This window comes from Chryseobacterium sp. (genome assembly GCF_019236175.1).
In the GTDB taxonomy this organism is placed as follows: domain Bacteria; phylum Bacteroidota; class Bacteroidia; order Flavobacteriales; family Weeksellaceae; genus Chryseobacterium.
The window spans coordinates 1-15,193 of the sequence record NZ_JAFAJM010000024.1 but is presented as its reverse complement, the minus strand read 5'-3'; the positions used below and the strand labels follow the sequence as shown (position 1 = coordinate 15,193).

General features: G+C 37.4%; 12 protein-coding genes and 1 tRNA gene. 6 read left to right on the top strand and 7 right to left on the bottom strand.

All coding sequences use genetic code 11. The annotated features are described in order from the left end of the window. Positions 1–44: 44 nt before the first annotated feature. Entirely contained in the window at positions 45–1,619 is a 1,575-nt protein-coding gene (gene aceB, locus JO178_RS19930) for a malate synthase A (protein ID WP_291939753.1), read from the bottom strand. 127 nt (positions 1,620–1,746) lie between these two features. Here aceB and JO178_RS19925 point away from each other — a divergent pair, with 127 nt between their 5' ends. The 3 genes from JO178_RS19925 (at position 1,747) to JO178_RS19915 (ending at position 4,782) form a co-directional block, all read left to right on the top strand. Beyond that, complete coding sequence (locus JO178_RS19925) at positions 1,747–3,231, top strand: helix-turn-helix transcriptional regulator (RefSeq protein ID WP_291939750.1); 1,485 nt, start codon at positions 1,747–1,749, stop codon at positions 3,229–3,231. Between the two features lie 117 nt (positions 3,232–3,348). After that, complete coding sequence (locus JO178_RS19920) at positions 3,349–4,002, top strand: ComF family protein (RefSeq protein WP_291939749.1); 654 nt, start codon at positions 3,349–3,351, stop codon at positions 4,000–4,002. Between the two features lie 93 nt (positions 4,003–4,095). Beyond that, complete coding sequence (locus JO178_RS19915) at positions 4,096–4,782, top strand: alpha/beta hydrolase (RefSeq protein WP_291939746.1); 687 nt, start codon at positions 4,096–4,098, stop codon at positions 4,780–4,782. 1 nt (position 4,783) lies between these two features. On the opposite strand, the gene upp is transcribed toward JO178_RS19915, so the two are convergent. Beyond that, positions 4,784–5,434 (bottom strand): uracil phosphoribosyltransferase, encoded by a 651-nt coding sequence (gene upp, locus JO178_RS19910; protein ID WP_291939743.1) that lies wholly within the window; start codon positions 5,432–5,434, stop codon positions 4,784–4,786. 144 nt (positions 5,435–5,578) lie between these two features. On the opposite strand from upp, the gene JO178_RS19905 reads away from it, so the two are divergent. Together JO178_RS19905 and JO178_RS19900 are read left to right on the top strand one after the other, a co-directional pair. After that, the gene (locus JO178_RS19905) at positions 5,579–9,499 is read left to right on the top strand and encodes a Pls/PosA family non-ribosomal peptide synthetase (protein ID WP_291939741.1); all 3,921 of its coding nucleotides are present in this window, start codon (positions 5,579–5,581) and stop codon (positions 9,497–9,499) included. Positions 9,500–9,520: 21 nt separating this feature from the next. Then, positions 9,521–10,003, top strand: a complete 483-nt coding sequence (locus tag JO178_RS19900; RefSeq protein WP_291939738.1) for a GNAT family N-acetyltransferase — start codon at positions 9,521–9,523, stop codon at positions 10,001–10,003. A gap of 106 nt (positions 10,004–10,109) precedes the next feature. Here JO178_RS19900 and der read toward each other — a convergent pair whose 3' ends face one another. Beyond that, entirely contained in the window at positions 10,110–11,420 is a 1,311-nt protein-coding gene (gene der, locus JO178_RS19895; RefSeq protein ID WP_291939735.1) for a ribosome biogenesis GTPase Der, read from the bottom strand. A gap of 259 nt (positions 11,421–11,679) precedes the next feature. Here der and JO178_RS19890 point away from each other — a divergent pair. Further along, positions 11,680–11,753, top strand: a tRNA-Gln gene (locus JO178_RS19890). A gap of 512 nt (positions 11,754–12,265) precedes the next feature. Here JO178_RS19890 and JO178_RS19885 read toward each other — a convergent pair. The 4 genes from JO178_RS19885 to JO178_RS19870 form a co-directional block, all read right to left on the bottom strand. Then, complete coding sequence (locus JO178_RS19885) at positions 12,266–12,466, bottom strand: hypothetical protein (protein WP_291939732.1); 201 nt, start codon at positions 12,464–12,466, stop codon at positions 12,266–12,268. Beyond that, positions 12,459–12,638, bottom strand: coding sequence for a hypothetical protein (locus JO178_RS19880; RefSeq protein ID WP_291939730.1), 180 nt, complete (start codon positions 12,636–12,638; stop codon positions 12,459–12,461). Before JO178_RS19880 ends, JO178_RS19885 begins: the two co-directional genes overlap by 8 nt. Positions 12,639–13,107: 469 nt before the next feature. Then, positions 13,108–13,668, bottom strand: coding sequence for a hypothetical protein (locus JO178_RS19875; protein WP_291939727.1), 561 nt, complete (start codon positions 13,666–13,668; stop codon positions 13,108–13,110). A gap of 9 nt (positions 13,669–13,677) precedes the next feature. After that, a partial coding sequence (locus JO178_RS19870; protein ID WP_291939723.1) for an RHS repeat-associated core domain-containing protein occupies positions 13,678–15,193 on the bottom strand: 1,516 nt, incomplete at its 5' end.

Below are 15,193 nucleotides of genomic sequence, written 5' to 3'. Positions count from 1 at the left end.
TGTTGATGACCGGTTGACTGTTATATTTGGTCATCCGGGTTTACTTAAATAAAAGGGTAAGCTTTTAAGGTTAGAAATTCTTCAAAGTTTTCAGAGAATATCAATTCATTGAAAAGCTCTTTCGCAAGATTGAATTTTCCGTTTTTGAAGCGGTTTTCTCCTACGTATTTTTCAATATTTTCCATTTCTTCGGTTTCCCATTGGAGAACCATATTTCGGGTCAGCGTTCTGTCATCACTCAATACTGCTTCATTTTTCAGCCATTGCCAGATTTGTGTTCTTGAAATTTCAGCTGTAGCAGCATCTTCCATTAAATGATACAACGCTGCGGCTCCGGCTCCCATCAGCCAGCTTTCAAGATAAAGGATGCCTACGTTGATATTCTTGCGGACTCCTTTTTCTGTAATTTCTCCTTTAGGAATTTCCAGAAGGTCATGCTCTGTTATCTGATAATCGAACTTTTTAACGATTTGATTTTCTGAAGGCATATGTTCATCAAATACCTCTTTGGCTACTGTGACCAATGCCGGATGTGCCACCCAGGTTCCGTCGTGCCCGTTTTTTACTTCACGTTCTTTATCATTTCTTACTTTTTCAAAAGCAATCCTGTTTGCTTCATCATTGTCTTTTACCGGAATCTGGGCTGCCATTCCACCAATGGCATGTACATTTCTTTTATGACAGAGCTCAATCACTCTTTTTGAATATGCACTCATAAAGGGTGAAGTCATGGTTACCTGATCTCTGTCCGGAACAATAAACTCCGGAAGGTTTCTGAATTTTTTGATATAGGAAAAAATGTAATCCCACCTGCCACAGTTCAGTCCTGCACTGTGTTCTTTTAATTCGTATAAAATTTCATCAATCTGAAATGAAGCGGTAATGGTTTCGATCAATACGGTAGCTTTGATTGTTTTCTGTGGAATTCCAAGGTAATTCTGGGCGAAAACAAAAACCTCATTCCACCATCGGGCTTCTTTATAATGTTCTAGTTTCGGAAGATAAAAATAGGGGCCACTGCCATTTTCCAGGAGATTTTTTACATTGCTGAAAAAATAAATTCCAAAGTCAGTCAGTGAACCGGAAGCCGGTTCTCCGTTAATCTCAATATGTTTTTCGGGAAGATGTAAACCTCTCGGACGAACTAATAATACAGCGGTCTTTTCATCAAGAGTGTAAGCCTTTCCTTTTTCATTAATAAAATCAATATTTCGGCTGATTGCATCTGAAAGATTAATCTGCCCATGTATACAGTTTTCCCATGTCGGCGAGCTGCTGTCTTCAAAGTCAGCCATAAAGGTAACTGCACCGGAATTCAATGCATTGATAATCATTTTACGATCAACAGGTCCGGTAATTTCAACTCTTCTGTCCAGCAAATCTTTTGGTAATGGTGCACATATCCAGTTTCCATTCCTGATATCTTCCGTTTCATGTAAAAACTCCGGAAGAATACCGTTATCAAATTTCTGTTGAGTTTTTTTTCTTTCTTCTAAAAGCTCCAGTCTCTTCTGATTAAAATTCTGATGAAGTGCTATCAGAAAATCCATTAAATCCGGAGTAAAAACACTTTCAAACTGCTGATCAGCTCTTATTTCCAATTGGGTTTTCGTTTCCATAACTTATTGATTTTGATGATTTGATATTACAAACATAAATAAAAATTTTCACAATCAGCGAACGTTCGCTATTTTATTTTAAAAATTATTATGCGAATAATCGCATCTATTTATTTATATTTGAGTAATGAATTCAGAAAGCGACTTTATCAAAACGGTTTTCGGGCTAAAGCTGAAACAACAGAGACAGAAGAAAAACTGGTCTCTTCAGGATCTTGCCTTAAAAACCGGATTATCAAAATCTTACCTCAACGAAATTGAAAACGGAAAAAAGTATCCGAAACACGACAAGATTATCCAGCTTTCAGAATCCCTGAATTGCACGTTTGATGATCTGGTTTCTACAAAACTTGATAAAAGCCTCGCTCCTTTTAATGAAATCCTGCAGTCTGATTTTTTCAAGGAGATTCCGCTGGAACTATTCGGAATTAATAAAAACAATCTGATCAGCATCATCAGTGACGCTCCGAAAAAAGTAACCGCTTTCATCAATGCACTGATAGAAATCTCCCAAAATTATAATCTGGGGAAAGAGCGTTTTTATTTTGCCGTTCTAAGATCTTTTCAGGAATTGTACGACAATTATTTTCCGGAAATAGAAGAAAAAGTCACATTATTTATACAGGAAAACCAATTACAAACTGATAAAAATCTAAAGTCAGAAACACTGGAGGCTATTCTTACTGAAAAATTCAGCTACCGGCTTCAGTCGGAAGATTTTGAAAAATACGGAACACTGGACAACCTCCGTTCCCTGTTTATTCCCGAAAAGAGGTTATTGCTGCTGAATAAAAAACTGGAAAAAGACCAGAAAACATTTATTCTGTCTAAAGAGATCGGATTCAATGTCCTGGATTTAAAAATAAGACCCCATACCTACTCATGGCTTGACTTCGGAAGTTTTGAAGAAATTCTTAATAATTTCTATGCTTCCTATTTTGCAGGCGCTTTATTAATCTCAAAAACACCAGCTCTTGAAAAAACTGCAGATTTTTTCAAACAAAATAAATGGGAGCCTAAGAATTTCGAAAACCTTATCAGAAGTTTCACCCACTCTCCGGAGACATTTTATTATCGTCTGACCAACATTCTTTCTGCCGAAATGGGGATTAAAGATCTCTTTTATTTATGCCTGGTTAAAAAGAAAGATTCCGATACAATACAGATTTTAAAAGAACTTCACCTCAATCATCAGCAGGCTCCTCATGCCAATGCGACTAACGAGCATTACTGCAGGAGATGGGTCGCTGTAAAAAACCTGCATCATTTAAAAGAAAATGAAACTTTAACCGATGCTCAGATTTCCCATTATAAAGATCAGGGTATAAGTTATCTGGTGATTTCAACGTCTCAAAAAAACCCGTTTTCTGACGGAAGCAACAGAAGTTACTGTCTGGGAATTTTACTGAGTCCCCAAACAATTAAAAAAATAAGTTTTATAAAATCTCCGTCTTTAAAAACCATCAATGTAGGAGTTACCTGCGAATCCTGCAGCATTGCCGACTGTGAAGTAAGACAGGCTCCTCCTGTACGACTGGAAAAAGAGCAGTTTAATCTCAGCATGAAAAATGCGGTAGAAAAAATAAGAAAGGAATTCGGGAAGGAGAATTAGTTTTCCGGAAAGTCTGGAAACTCCAAGATCAGACGGATACAAAATGGTTTAAAAATTATTATTAAAGTATGCATTCTTTCACAAAAGCATTTTCATATCTTTAACAAAAACACACCCATGATATTTGATCTGTTTTTCCCAAACCGATGCCTGAATTGTCATACAATTATTGACCCGGAATTACTGGTATGTGACGCATGCTTCAGCCAGATTCATTTCACCCATTTTGATTATTTTGAAAACAATCCGATCAGGGAGAAATGCAGATTGTTCTTTCCCGTTGAAAACACATATGCCCTGATTCAGTTTGAGCAAGAAAGTGTAAGCAGAAAAATCATTCATGAACTGAAATACAAAAGCCGTGAAAGGGTTGGAAAAATTCTTGCAGAATGGACTGCAGAACGTCTGGATTTCAAAGATACGAAGCCCGATCTTATAACCAGCATTCCTTTACATCCAAAGAAATTACGGGAAAGAGGTTACAATCAGCTTCACCTGTTCACGGAAACATTATCGGATTTCTATACAATCCCGTTCCGTCATGAGCTGATTCAAAGAAATCATTATGCTCAAGCTCAGGCACTGAAAGATAAAAAGCACCGCCTGGAATCCAGCGGTACATTCACCATCACCCGACCTGTCACAGGAAAGCATATTTTATTAGTCGACGATGTTTTCACAACAGGAAATACAATCTCATCAGCTGCCTGGGAAATATTAAATGCCGGAAACAATAAAGTCAGCGTATTGGTGATAGCCATGGATGTCTAGCCTCAGCAGCAAAACGGCTATTTCTTACTTTTTAATTATGAATCGTTTCAGACTTTAGATTCTTTTTCATAATTTTCAGGAAAACTTACAATCATGCCCAATTTGATTTTACTGCACGGTGCTTTAGGCCACAGTGACATTTTCAATCCTTACCGGGAAAAACTGTCTTCTTATTTTACTATTCATACTCCTTTATTTTCGGGACATGGAGGCACCGAACTTCCCGCAGGAGGAATCAGTATAGAAAAATACACTCAGGAGCTTACCGATTATTGCAACAATAATAATCTGAAGGATGTTTTTATTTTAGGACATAGCATGGGGGGCTATATTGCACTTTGCTATGCCTTGAAAAACCCTGATACTATTAACTCTATCATTACTTTAGGAACAAAATTTGACTGGAGTGAAGAGCAGGCATTGAAAGAAAGTAAAATGCTGAATCCCGATATTATTCTTGATAAAGTTCCACAATATGCAAAACTTTTAGAATCACAACATGGCTCGACATGGAAACACTTACTTCCTGCCATTGCAGATCTGATGATTGACTTAGGAAAAAAACCTCCCTTAAAAGACAATCTTGCCTCTATTATTACTCCTGTCCAGATTATGGTTGGAGATAAGGATAATATGGTAACTATTGAAGAAAGTGCCCATACTTACAGAAATCTTCCTAATGCAAAATTAGCCGTACTCCCGGATACCAAACACCCGATGGATAAAGTACGGCCAACTTTGTTATTGGATATCATAAAAGATTTCTGGAACCTGTCTTAGACTATCGCTGCAGTTTTTCTCCGTAGCTCAAATCTCCTGCATCTCCCAGTCCCGGAGTGATATATCCTTTAGAGGTTAATTGTTCATCAATAGCGCCTACCCAAATACGGGCATCAGGATATGCATTCTGAACGGTTTCTACTCCCTGTCTTGAAGCAATAGCTGCTACAATATGAAGTTGTGTAGGATTTCCGTTCGTTAAAAGATCTTTGATAGCTTCAATAAGAGAAGCTCCGGTAGCCAGCATAGGGTCTGCCACAATTAAAGGTCTTCCTTCAATATTCGGGCAGGTAAGATAGTCCTGTTTGATAGAGAAATAATCGTTGGCATCATGCTTTCTGTAAGCTGCCACGAAACCACAGTCTGCTCTGTCGAGATAATTGAGAATCCCTTCAAACAATGGTACTCCGGCTCTGAGAATTGTTGTAATAACCGGTTGTACTGCAATTTCTCTGCTTTTAATGGTATCTAGAGGAGTCTGGATAACAACCTCACGATACTTCAGTTCTTTACTGATTTCAAAAGCCGCAATCTCTCCGATTCTTTCCATATTTCTTCGGAACCTCATCCGATCGTGCTGAACTTCTACGTTTCGAAGTTCATTAATCCATTCATTTACAAGAGAAAAATTTTGCGATAAAATATTAAGCATGAATATTTTAAGTTTTAAATTACAGTTAGTGATATTAATTCCTGCAAAATTACAACTAAAAAACGAAATGATAGATTGAAGATGAAGAGAAATGAGTTATATTTATAAAGTTTTCCCAATAGATATATTATTATAATTTTTTAGATGATGAAAAGCCTGATTTTAGGAAAAATCAGCCCGGAGTTGATTAAAGATGAAACTCTGCCTGAATTACTACGTCCCACTTTTGAAAAATATAAGGATAAAACGGCCTTTATATTTAAAAATAAAAAACTATCCTATGCTGAATTAGACAGCTGGAGTAATGCTATTGCACAACAACTTCAGGACCAGGGTGTACAGCCCGGCGACCGTGTGGGAGTCTGGTATCCGAGAAGTATGGAACTTCCTGTCGCCATTCTTGGAATTTTAAAAGCCGGAGCTTCCTACATCCCTTTAGACAGGGAAATGCCCGAAGACAGGATCAAAAAAGTCTTTACAGATATTCAGGTAAAAACTTATTTTTCTGATACGGACGCCCATATTCATTGCCCGCCTGTATCAATAGTACCTCAACCCCAAAATTCTATTCCGGCTCCTGCCATCCGGAATAGTCCGGATAACTGGGCTTATGTACTGTTTACTTCAGGGAGTACGGGAAATCCTAAAGGAATTCCTATTTCCCACAGAAATATCTGCCATCTGATACGGTCTGAACAGGATTTTATAGAAATCAGAAATACGGATATTGTATATCAGGGATTTTCAGTTTCTTTTGATATGTGGTGTGAAGAGGTCTGGATCAGCCTATTTGCCGGAGCCACCCTGTGGATTGCCGATGCCACTACCGTAAAAGCGATTGATGAGCTCAGCCATGTTTTAACGGAAAACAACATCACCGTTCTTCATGCCGTTCCCAGTATTTTAGCGATTATTGATGAAGTTCCTGCTATAAGATTTATCAATACCGGTGGGGAAGCCTGTACAAAACAGGTTCAGGAAAAATGGGCAAAACCTTACAGAACGTTTATCAACAGCTATGGTCCTACGGAGACTACTGTTTCTTCCAATATGATCAGATTAAACAGCAAGGAAGATCTTACGATAGGACCGCCGCTCCCTAATTACCATATTGCCATTGTAGATGAAAACCTGAATATCGTACCAAGAGGTGAGCGCGGAGAAATGATTATTTCCGGTCCCGGAGTAAGCAACGGATATTTTAATCTGCCCGAACTGACTGAACAGAAATTTTTACCTAATCCTTTTCCGGAAATGCCGGGAGAAACCATTTATAAAACGGGAGACGCTGTGGTTATCCGTGAAGACGGATTTATTGACTTTCAGGGAAGAATTGATGATCAGATTAAACTTCGGGGTTACAGAATTGAGCTGGGCGAAATAGAATCCCGACTGAATCAGCTTCCGGATGTTTCCTCTGCTGCTGTGGCGGTAAAAGAAGATTCCAATGAGCAGGGGCAACTGGTGGGTTATGTTGTAATGGGTAACGATTCTTCATTCAATGAAAATGAAATGAGGAAAGCGCTGGCCAAGTTTCTGGCTCCTTATATGGTTCCTATTTCCATTGTTCAGATGAAGGAAATGCCCCGAATGCCAAGTGGAAAAATCGACAGAAAGCGACTTCCCGTTCCGGAAAGCTTTACTGTTCACGAAAAAAATGAAGATATTACAATCGATATAAATGCCCCGGTAGAAGAAAGACTTCTGAAGACCTTACAGTGGGTATTTCCCGGAAAAGATATTGATCTGAGCCAGGATTTCTTTACAGATCTGGGCGGGCATTCACTGCTTGCCGCTACTCTGGTTTCCCATCTTCGTCAAAAGGCCGGAATACCTACCGCTTCATTGAAGGAAATCTACGAAAACAGGCCTTTATCCGCCTATTCGGAATGTTTAAAAAACAAACAGACTCAGCAAACCTCTCATCAGGAACCTTTTCAGAGGGTTTCAACATTACAGTACATTGCCTGTAATATTGCCCAGACTTTAAGTCTGATGCTTGTATTTGCACTATTAAGCATCCAGATATTTTTTCCTTATCTAAGTTATTATTATTTCCAGCTTAACGGCTACGGAATACAATATGCGCTGCTAAGTGCCATCCTGCTTTATACGTTGATCCCTCCCGTGTATTCAACAATTATTGTTCTCACCAAATGGCTGGTTATCGGAAAAATAAAAGAGGGAGATTATCCCTTGTGGGGATGGTATTATTTCAGATGGTGGCTATGGAAGACTATCAAAAGACTGATGCCTTCGGAATTTATTGTCGAAACGCCTTTATATCCTAAATATCTGAGACTTCTTGGTGTAAAAGTTCATCCGAGTGCTCAGCTAAGCCTGCTTCCTATTGCCGCAGAAGATCTTGTCACTATAGACGAAAATGTAAATACCAGCTCCGGATGCAGTATAGACAATGCTTCCGTTGAAAATGGGATTTTGAAAATACGAAAAGTTCATATTAAAGCTCATGCTTATCTTGGATCTTCTGTGATTGTATGTGGAGACACCGTAATTGAAGAATTTGGAGAACTTCAGGATTTAAGCTGCCTGAATGAGGGTAAGAGAATCGGATTCGGAGAGGTATGGAACGGAAGCCCTGCTGAAAAAGTAAAGGTGAAAACCGGAGAAGAAATTCAGCCTCCGCAATTGAGTTCTTCGGGAAAAAGAAACCGGTTTGCTGTTTTATATGCCTGTTCTCTGTTTTTCTTTCCTCTGCTGATTGTTTTACCGCTGGCTCCTACTTTATATACGCTGTATTATCTGGATGACCGTTCGTCAGATTACAATTTTTATTATTTATGGCAGGCGCCTATACTTTCTACCGTTTATATTCTGTTGTTTATTGCTGTAGTAAGTATTCTGACCAGAATTTTACAGTACAATATGAAACCGGGAATTTATCCCGTGTATAGTTTTATGTATTATAAAAAATGGATAAAAGACCAGATTTTTAATTTATCACTGATTATTGTACACCCTCTTTTTGCCTCCATCTATATCAGTAAATTTTACAGAATGATGGGTGCGAAAGTGGGCAGAAATTCAGAAATTTCGACAGCCAGCGATGTTTCCCACCACCTTCTGGAAATCGGAGAAGGCTCTTTCATTGCCGATGCGGTTATTCTTGGTGAGCACGATGTAAGAAATGAAAAATTAATCCTTTCCAAAACAGCGATAGGAAACAACAGCTTTGTAGGAAACAGCGGGCTTATTCCCCAGGGATATGAACTGGGTGACAATATGCTGATAGGTGTATTAAGTAAAGCACCCTCTGAAGAACAATTGAGAAACTCTTCGGAAAAAGACTGGTTCGGATCTCCTCCTATAGGTCTTCCGTCCAGACAGAAATCCGATGTATTTCAGGATACCCTTACTTACAATCCGCCTTTCCGTCTTAAGCTGGCAAGAGCCATTGTAGAAGGAATCAGGATTATTCTCCCCCAAACAGTCATTATCATCTGCAGTGTTCTGTTTATTGCCTATACCAGTACTTATCTGGAAGGAAGAATTCCTTATCTGCTATTGTTGGCTCCTTTTTATTATTTAGGAATCGTTGCGTTACCTTCTTTTTTCCTTACGGTATTGCTTAAATGGCTGTTAATAGGCAAGTATAAGAAAACCGAAATGCCGATGTACAGTCTTAAAGTATGGCTTAGTGAAGGAATTACCACGATCTATGAAGCTCTTCCGGTACAGTTTTTTCTGGATTTTCTTCGCGGAACCTGGTGGCTGCCCTTCTTTATGCGTTTCCTGGGGGTAAAAATTGGTAAAAAAGTATGGCTTAACACTACTGATATTACAGAATTCGACATGGTATCCATTGGTGACGAATCCATGCTCAATGAAGACTGTGGTCCTCAGACCCATCTTTTTGAAGACAGAATTATGAAAGTAGGAAGTGTAAAAATAGGCAGCCAGACGACCATTAATTCCAGAACGATTATTTTATATGATAGTGAAATCGGAAACAATGTCAATATTGATGCCCTTTCACTGGTAATGAAAGGAGAAGTACTTTCTGATAACACCTCCTGGTACGGAAGTCCGCTGAGAGGAAAATAAATACAACTAAAAAACGTCCACATGAAGTATTCCATCCGAAAAATAAAAATCGCTGAACACCTTCCGGTGGTGGATGAGCTTGTTGGAGAGCTCCACGTTTCCGAAAAGGAAATGAATGATAAAACAGCCGACTGGAGTCATATCAGAGAAAATTACCTCCGTTTTATGTCGGAATGTGAAGAAGAAAACGACGGAACATTCCTTATTGCAGAAGTGGACGGAAGAGCAATTGGTTTCCTTTTCGGCTATATTGATGAAAAAGACGACAGCAATTTTGAACTTGGAGAGGAGGACGATCTCTATGTTTCTGAGGGCTATGTAAAAAAAGAATACAGAAAACAAGGCATTTATTCCGCTCTCAATAAAGCATTTGAAGAATCTTATGCTCATTATAAAATACGGAAAATATACCGTTATACGCTGTGTAATAATGAAACGATGCAGCGCTGGCTGGATTCTCAGGGATACCGCCCTGTAAGGATCGTGTATGAAAAGTGGAGGTAATACAAAATAATCCACAGGCTATTTTCATCTGTGAATTTATACTGAAAAATAAAAAGCCGGCTGTCTCAAGGTAGAGACAGCCGGCTTTTTTGCGAACAATGTTCTTTTATTTTTGTCTGAAATACACTTCAATCGGAACTCCGGTAAATCCGAATTCTTTTCTAAGCTGATTTTCAGTAAATCTCTTATACGGCTCTTTTACATACTGAGGAAGGTTACAGAAAAATACAAACTGCGGCGACGGTGTAGGAAGCTGAACACAGTATTTGATTTTAATATATTTTCCTTTGTTAGCCGGAGGAGGGGTCTGTTCGAAAATCGGAAGCATCACTTCGTTTAGTTTTGAAGTTTTGATCTTTTTCTTACGATCGTTATACACGTCCATCGCAACCTCTACAGCTTTTAAGATTCTTTGCTTCGTTAAAGCTGAAACGAATAAAATCGGAATATCGTGGAATTGTCCTATTTTATCTTTAATTGATTTTTCGAAATCACGCATTGTATTGGTTTGCTTGTCCTCGATCAAATCCCATTTATTAACCAGGATAACAATACCTTTTCTGTTTTTCTGTGCAAGACCGAAAATATTCATATCCTGAGATTCCCATCCCTGTGTAGCATCTACCATAATGATGACCACATCAGAATATTCAATAGAACGAATGGATCTCATCACCGAATAGAATTCCAGATCTTCATTGACCTTGGATTTTCTTCTCATACCCGCAGTATCTACCAGTACAAACTCATGTCCGAATTTATTGTACAGCGTCTGGATACTGTCTCTTGTAGTTCCTGCAATATCTGTTACAATATTTCTTTCTACATCCAGTAAAGCATTAGTCATCGTAGACTTTCCTACGTTCGGACGGCCTGCAATAGTGATTTTAGGCAATCCTTCAAACGGATCTTTATATTCTGTAGTCGGGAAATCTTTAACGATATCATCCAATAGATCTCCTGTTCCGGAACCTGTAGCAGAAGAAAGTGTGTAGTATTTTTCAATTCCTAACTGATAGAATTCCGTTGCAGGAAGTTCTTCTTTTGATGAATCTACTTTATTAACTACAATATAAATCGGTTTATTAGATCTTCTTAATAACCTGTAAATCTCAAAATCCGTGTCGGTAAGGCCTTCTTCCACGTTCATCATGAAAATGATAGAAGTAGCTTCATCTACTGCTAATTGTACCTGCTTACGGATTTCTTCTTCAAAGATATCATCAGTACCTACATCATATCCTCCGGTATCAATTACGGTAAAGTCTACCCCGTTCCAGTCAGATTTTCCGTAGTGACGGTCTCTGGTTACACCGGCTGTAGAATCTACAATAGCTTCTCTTCTCTCTAATAAACGGTTAAAAAGCGTGGATTTCCCTACGTTGGGACGTCCAACGATTGCGACAATATTTGACATAAAAAATGTTTAATAATCCTTTTGCTTATGCTCAGGATAAGTTATTAATGGGTTACTCCAACTTTTGGAGCCCAATTTTTTGCAAAGATAAGGTTTTATTATTTAGTATTAAAAATATCCTCCTTTTTGATTTTTTTTCATGAAAAAATAATGATTTGGATATCAGCCGTTAAACCTCAGAAACACGAAATATATTGCAAAATCTTCATTTTCTATTTTCATATTTCAAATAATTTCTATAATTTCGCGGCATTGAAACAGACCCATGGTGTAGCGGTAACACTACTGATTTTGGTTCAGTCATCTGGGGTTCGAATCCCTGTGGGTCTACCATCAAACATAAACAATCTTCTGATATCAGAAGATTGTTTTTTTATTGTATAATCCGGGAAAACTCACCCGGATATTTCCGAAATGGTCTTTATGCGGATAAAATAGCGGTTTCTATTCTTCCTGTAATAATCAAATCCCTATTTTCTAAAGCTATCGTATCAGACAAAACCCTCGTGGTTACAAGGGTTTGTTTTTATTTCAGGTGTAAGCATAATACCCAATTCCTCAAATAAACTAAGCTGCAAAACATATTATAAATAATAAAGCTTATATCTACCAGTCCTGCCTTAATGCTACCCCAAAGGAGAAGCAAAATAGTAGAAAGACAAACAATAAACCATTTAAAATAAAGTTTAGCAACTTATTATTGTATTTATAAATCAGGTAAAAGTTAATTGCCAATAGAACTATCACCAAAGGGGTAAATTCTAAAAAATAATCATATTGAAAATATAATAAAAGTAGGGTATAAATTATTGAAATAATTAAAATTATTTTTGTAACTATTTTCATTATTGATTAGGTATTAATTCCCTTTTTACAACATCTCTAACTTTTGTGCTTAAATCATTATCTATGCTTTTATGATCCGATGTAGGGGCAAGAACATTTACTATTTTAGTAGTCTTATTATCGCTTGTAGGTTCTATTTTCTCTCCTCCGTATATATTTTTTGTCTGGTAGTAATTAACTGCTTTTGATACGTTAGACATTTTCGGCAGTCATTAAATCGCAATCAGGAGTAGAAGGTTTATAATTTAAATAAGACATATAATCAGGTAGTGGCTCTCTTGTATATACATCGTATTCTGTCATACCTATTGATGTTATTAAACCTCTTTCCTGCAATAATTCAGCTCCTTCTAATTCTCTACCTAAGTCCATTTTATTATCCTGAAACACATAAGTAGAATTATACTGATATTTTTCTGCAAGGGGTCTATATTAAAGAATCGTCCTAGATCTGGCATATAGTTTCTCCACTTAAAACTATAAAAACCTGTCTCCTGTAATTCCTATCCTTGGTACTTATAGCTGTAATACCCTCCCAAAAGAGAAGTCGTACCGCCTACCGTGATGGTTTAATCCAAATGGATAGTAATTGTTGATATCAGTGACTTCAAGAGCGCCTGCGCTGTTTTTGGCAAAACTCACCCTTGCTAAATTACGTTCGCATCCATCGTAAAAGATTCTCTTTTACTCGTCTGCCCAAGTGATTTTTATACTGGTAAATATAACAATTGTTACATTAAAAATAAAGACCATTGCAAGTACAATGATCTTTATTTTATTTATCAGACACGAGCTAGAAGCTCGCGCTAGCAAGGGGCCACCTGATCAGTGCCTTTGGTGTTTATTTTGATTGATATTTTTCAATATTATAATATCCTCCTCCATAATCATTTATTGTAATTATGTACCCATTTATAAACATTTCGTAAAGAACAGTTTTTAAACTTGATATATTAGCAACTTTATTCGGAATCAATATAAAAGATTCTTGCTCCGACTGCAAATATTCTTTTTTTATATCTTCAATATTCATATTTAATATCTTTTTATCAATATCATAAATATTTAAAAGATAGCCTTTTCCTTTGTATAGATTGACATCATCCATCTTTAATGGTTTATCTTCTGAAAATAAATCCGTTAAAAAACCTTTAAAATTATTTTTATAATCTTGAGAGTAATGGTCTTGATAAAGTTTGTATAAAAAAATTATATTAGTTTCTATAAGCTCACCATCTTTAGTTTTTAAAAATAAATAATAATTAAAGTAAGGAGAGGGTAATCCATTCTCTATAGCAGATAGTTTTTCTATAAATTCAGGATTTGCTTTTTCATTTTTACAAGAACAAAACAACAACCCAAAGGATAGAATTAATATAAGGTATTTTAATTTGTATCTCATAATTATATATTATTTTTTTTCTTTATCATCTTTAGGTACATTATAATTGGGGGGATTAGGATTAACAGGTACCCCTCCATAAGTAGTTCTTGCAGGTAACTCTTCTATCTTTCTTGCTTCATTCTCAGTTTTCACAGCTCTTTGCTCTAATGGATTCTGTGCATCACTCTTATTAGTTCCATCGGACTGATTATCTGTATCTTTATCATATTGATGTTGCATTTCATGAGCCACTGTACTTAAATCAGAATTTGGGACACCTTCCATTTTTTGGAATCTTTCTTTTTCTTCTTTGCTTGAAAGATTAAATATAGTCTGAGAACCTCCATCCGAGGTACCTTGTACGCCTGAACCTTGATTTGGAGTCTGAGGGTCTAAGATATAATGCTTATTTTCACTATTTTCAAGTTGATGCAACATTCCCTTTAGAATCTTACTATTCGAATGTTCTATTTTTCTATAAGCTCTTGCCAGTCTAAATAGGTTTTGACTTACCTTATCTTTCCGACCATCATACTTTTCTCCTTTTTTATCTCCATTTAAATAATAAAAGTTTCCTTTATTGTACCTTAAATGCACTTGTGTATTTTGATTTACTATTTGCACAAAAATAATATCCCTTCCATCAGGGTCGATGTAATTAATAGGGTTGTCTATTGCATAAGTATAAGGCGACCATCTTCTATATTTTTCTGCCTTTTCATCAATCACTCCCCATCTTCCCAAGTCCGGCATATACATTCTCGCTCCATAATCATAAAAACCCGTTTCCTGAATTTCCTTACCATTGTATTTATAGCTGTAATACCCTCCCAAAAGAGAATTCGTGCCACCTACCGTGATATGGTTTAATCCAAATGGATAATAGTTGTTGATATCAGTGACTTCAAGAGCGCCTGCGCTGTTTTTGGCAAAGCTTACCCGGGTATTTCCCAAGTGATCTTTGTACTGGTAAATATAGCGGTTTTCTGTGAAACTGTAAAAACCTTCTGCGGTGGGTACAATATCAAGTCTTGTAGTGGCAATTCCACCGGGAGGGATAAGTCCCCTGTTTTTGTAGGCCTGTTCTTCATAGGCGGTTTCCGTTCTGCAGGTCAGGCATATTCCGCCGCCTTCTGTGGTCTCATACTGGAAGCCATCCAGATAATCTGTGGTAACGGTGGTTGGGGTCTGCCCTCTTCCTGAGATGGTGGTATTGTTTTTGCGAAGCTTCACCCCATCTGCTCTGTACAGGTATTTCAATGCGACACTTGAAGTGACTCCTAAGACAGGATCTCCCTGAATAATCGAATACGTATTGGGTAAATTGAGATAGTTATAGAGAATGCTGTTGATCCCTTTATCTTTCATATTGACCATGTTGCCATTCAGGTCATAGTCAATGATATTGTTGCCGCCTTCATAACCGGTGTCGTTCATCGCATTTTCTATCACCTGATTCAGGCGGTTGCCGGTGTATTGATATACCAGATCATCTACCCGGGTAGCTGTTGTTCCTGTTACCGGAAAAGCATTTCTTCTCAGG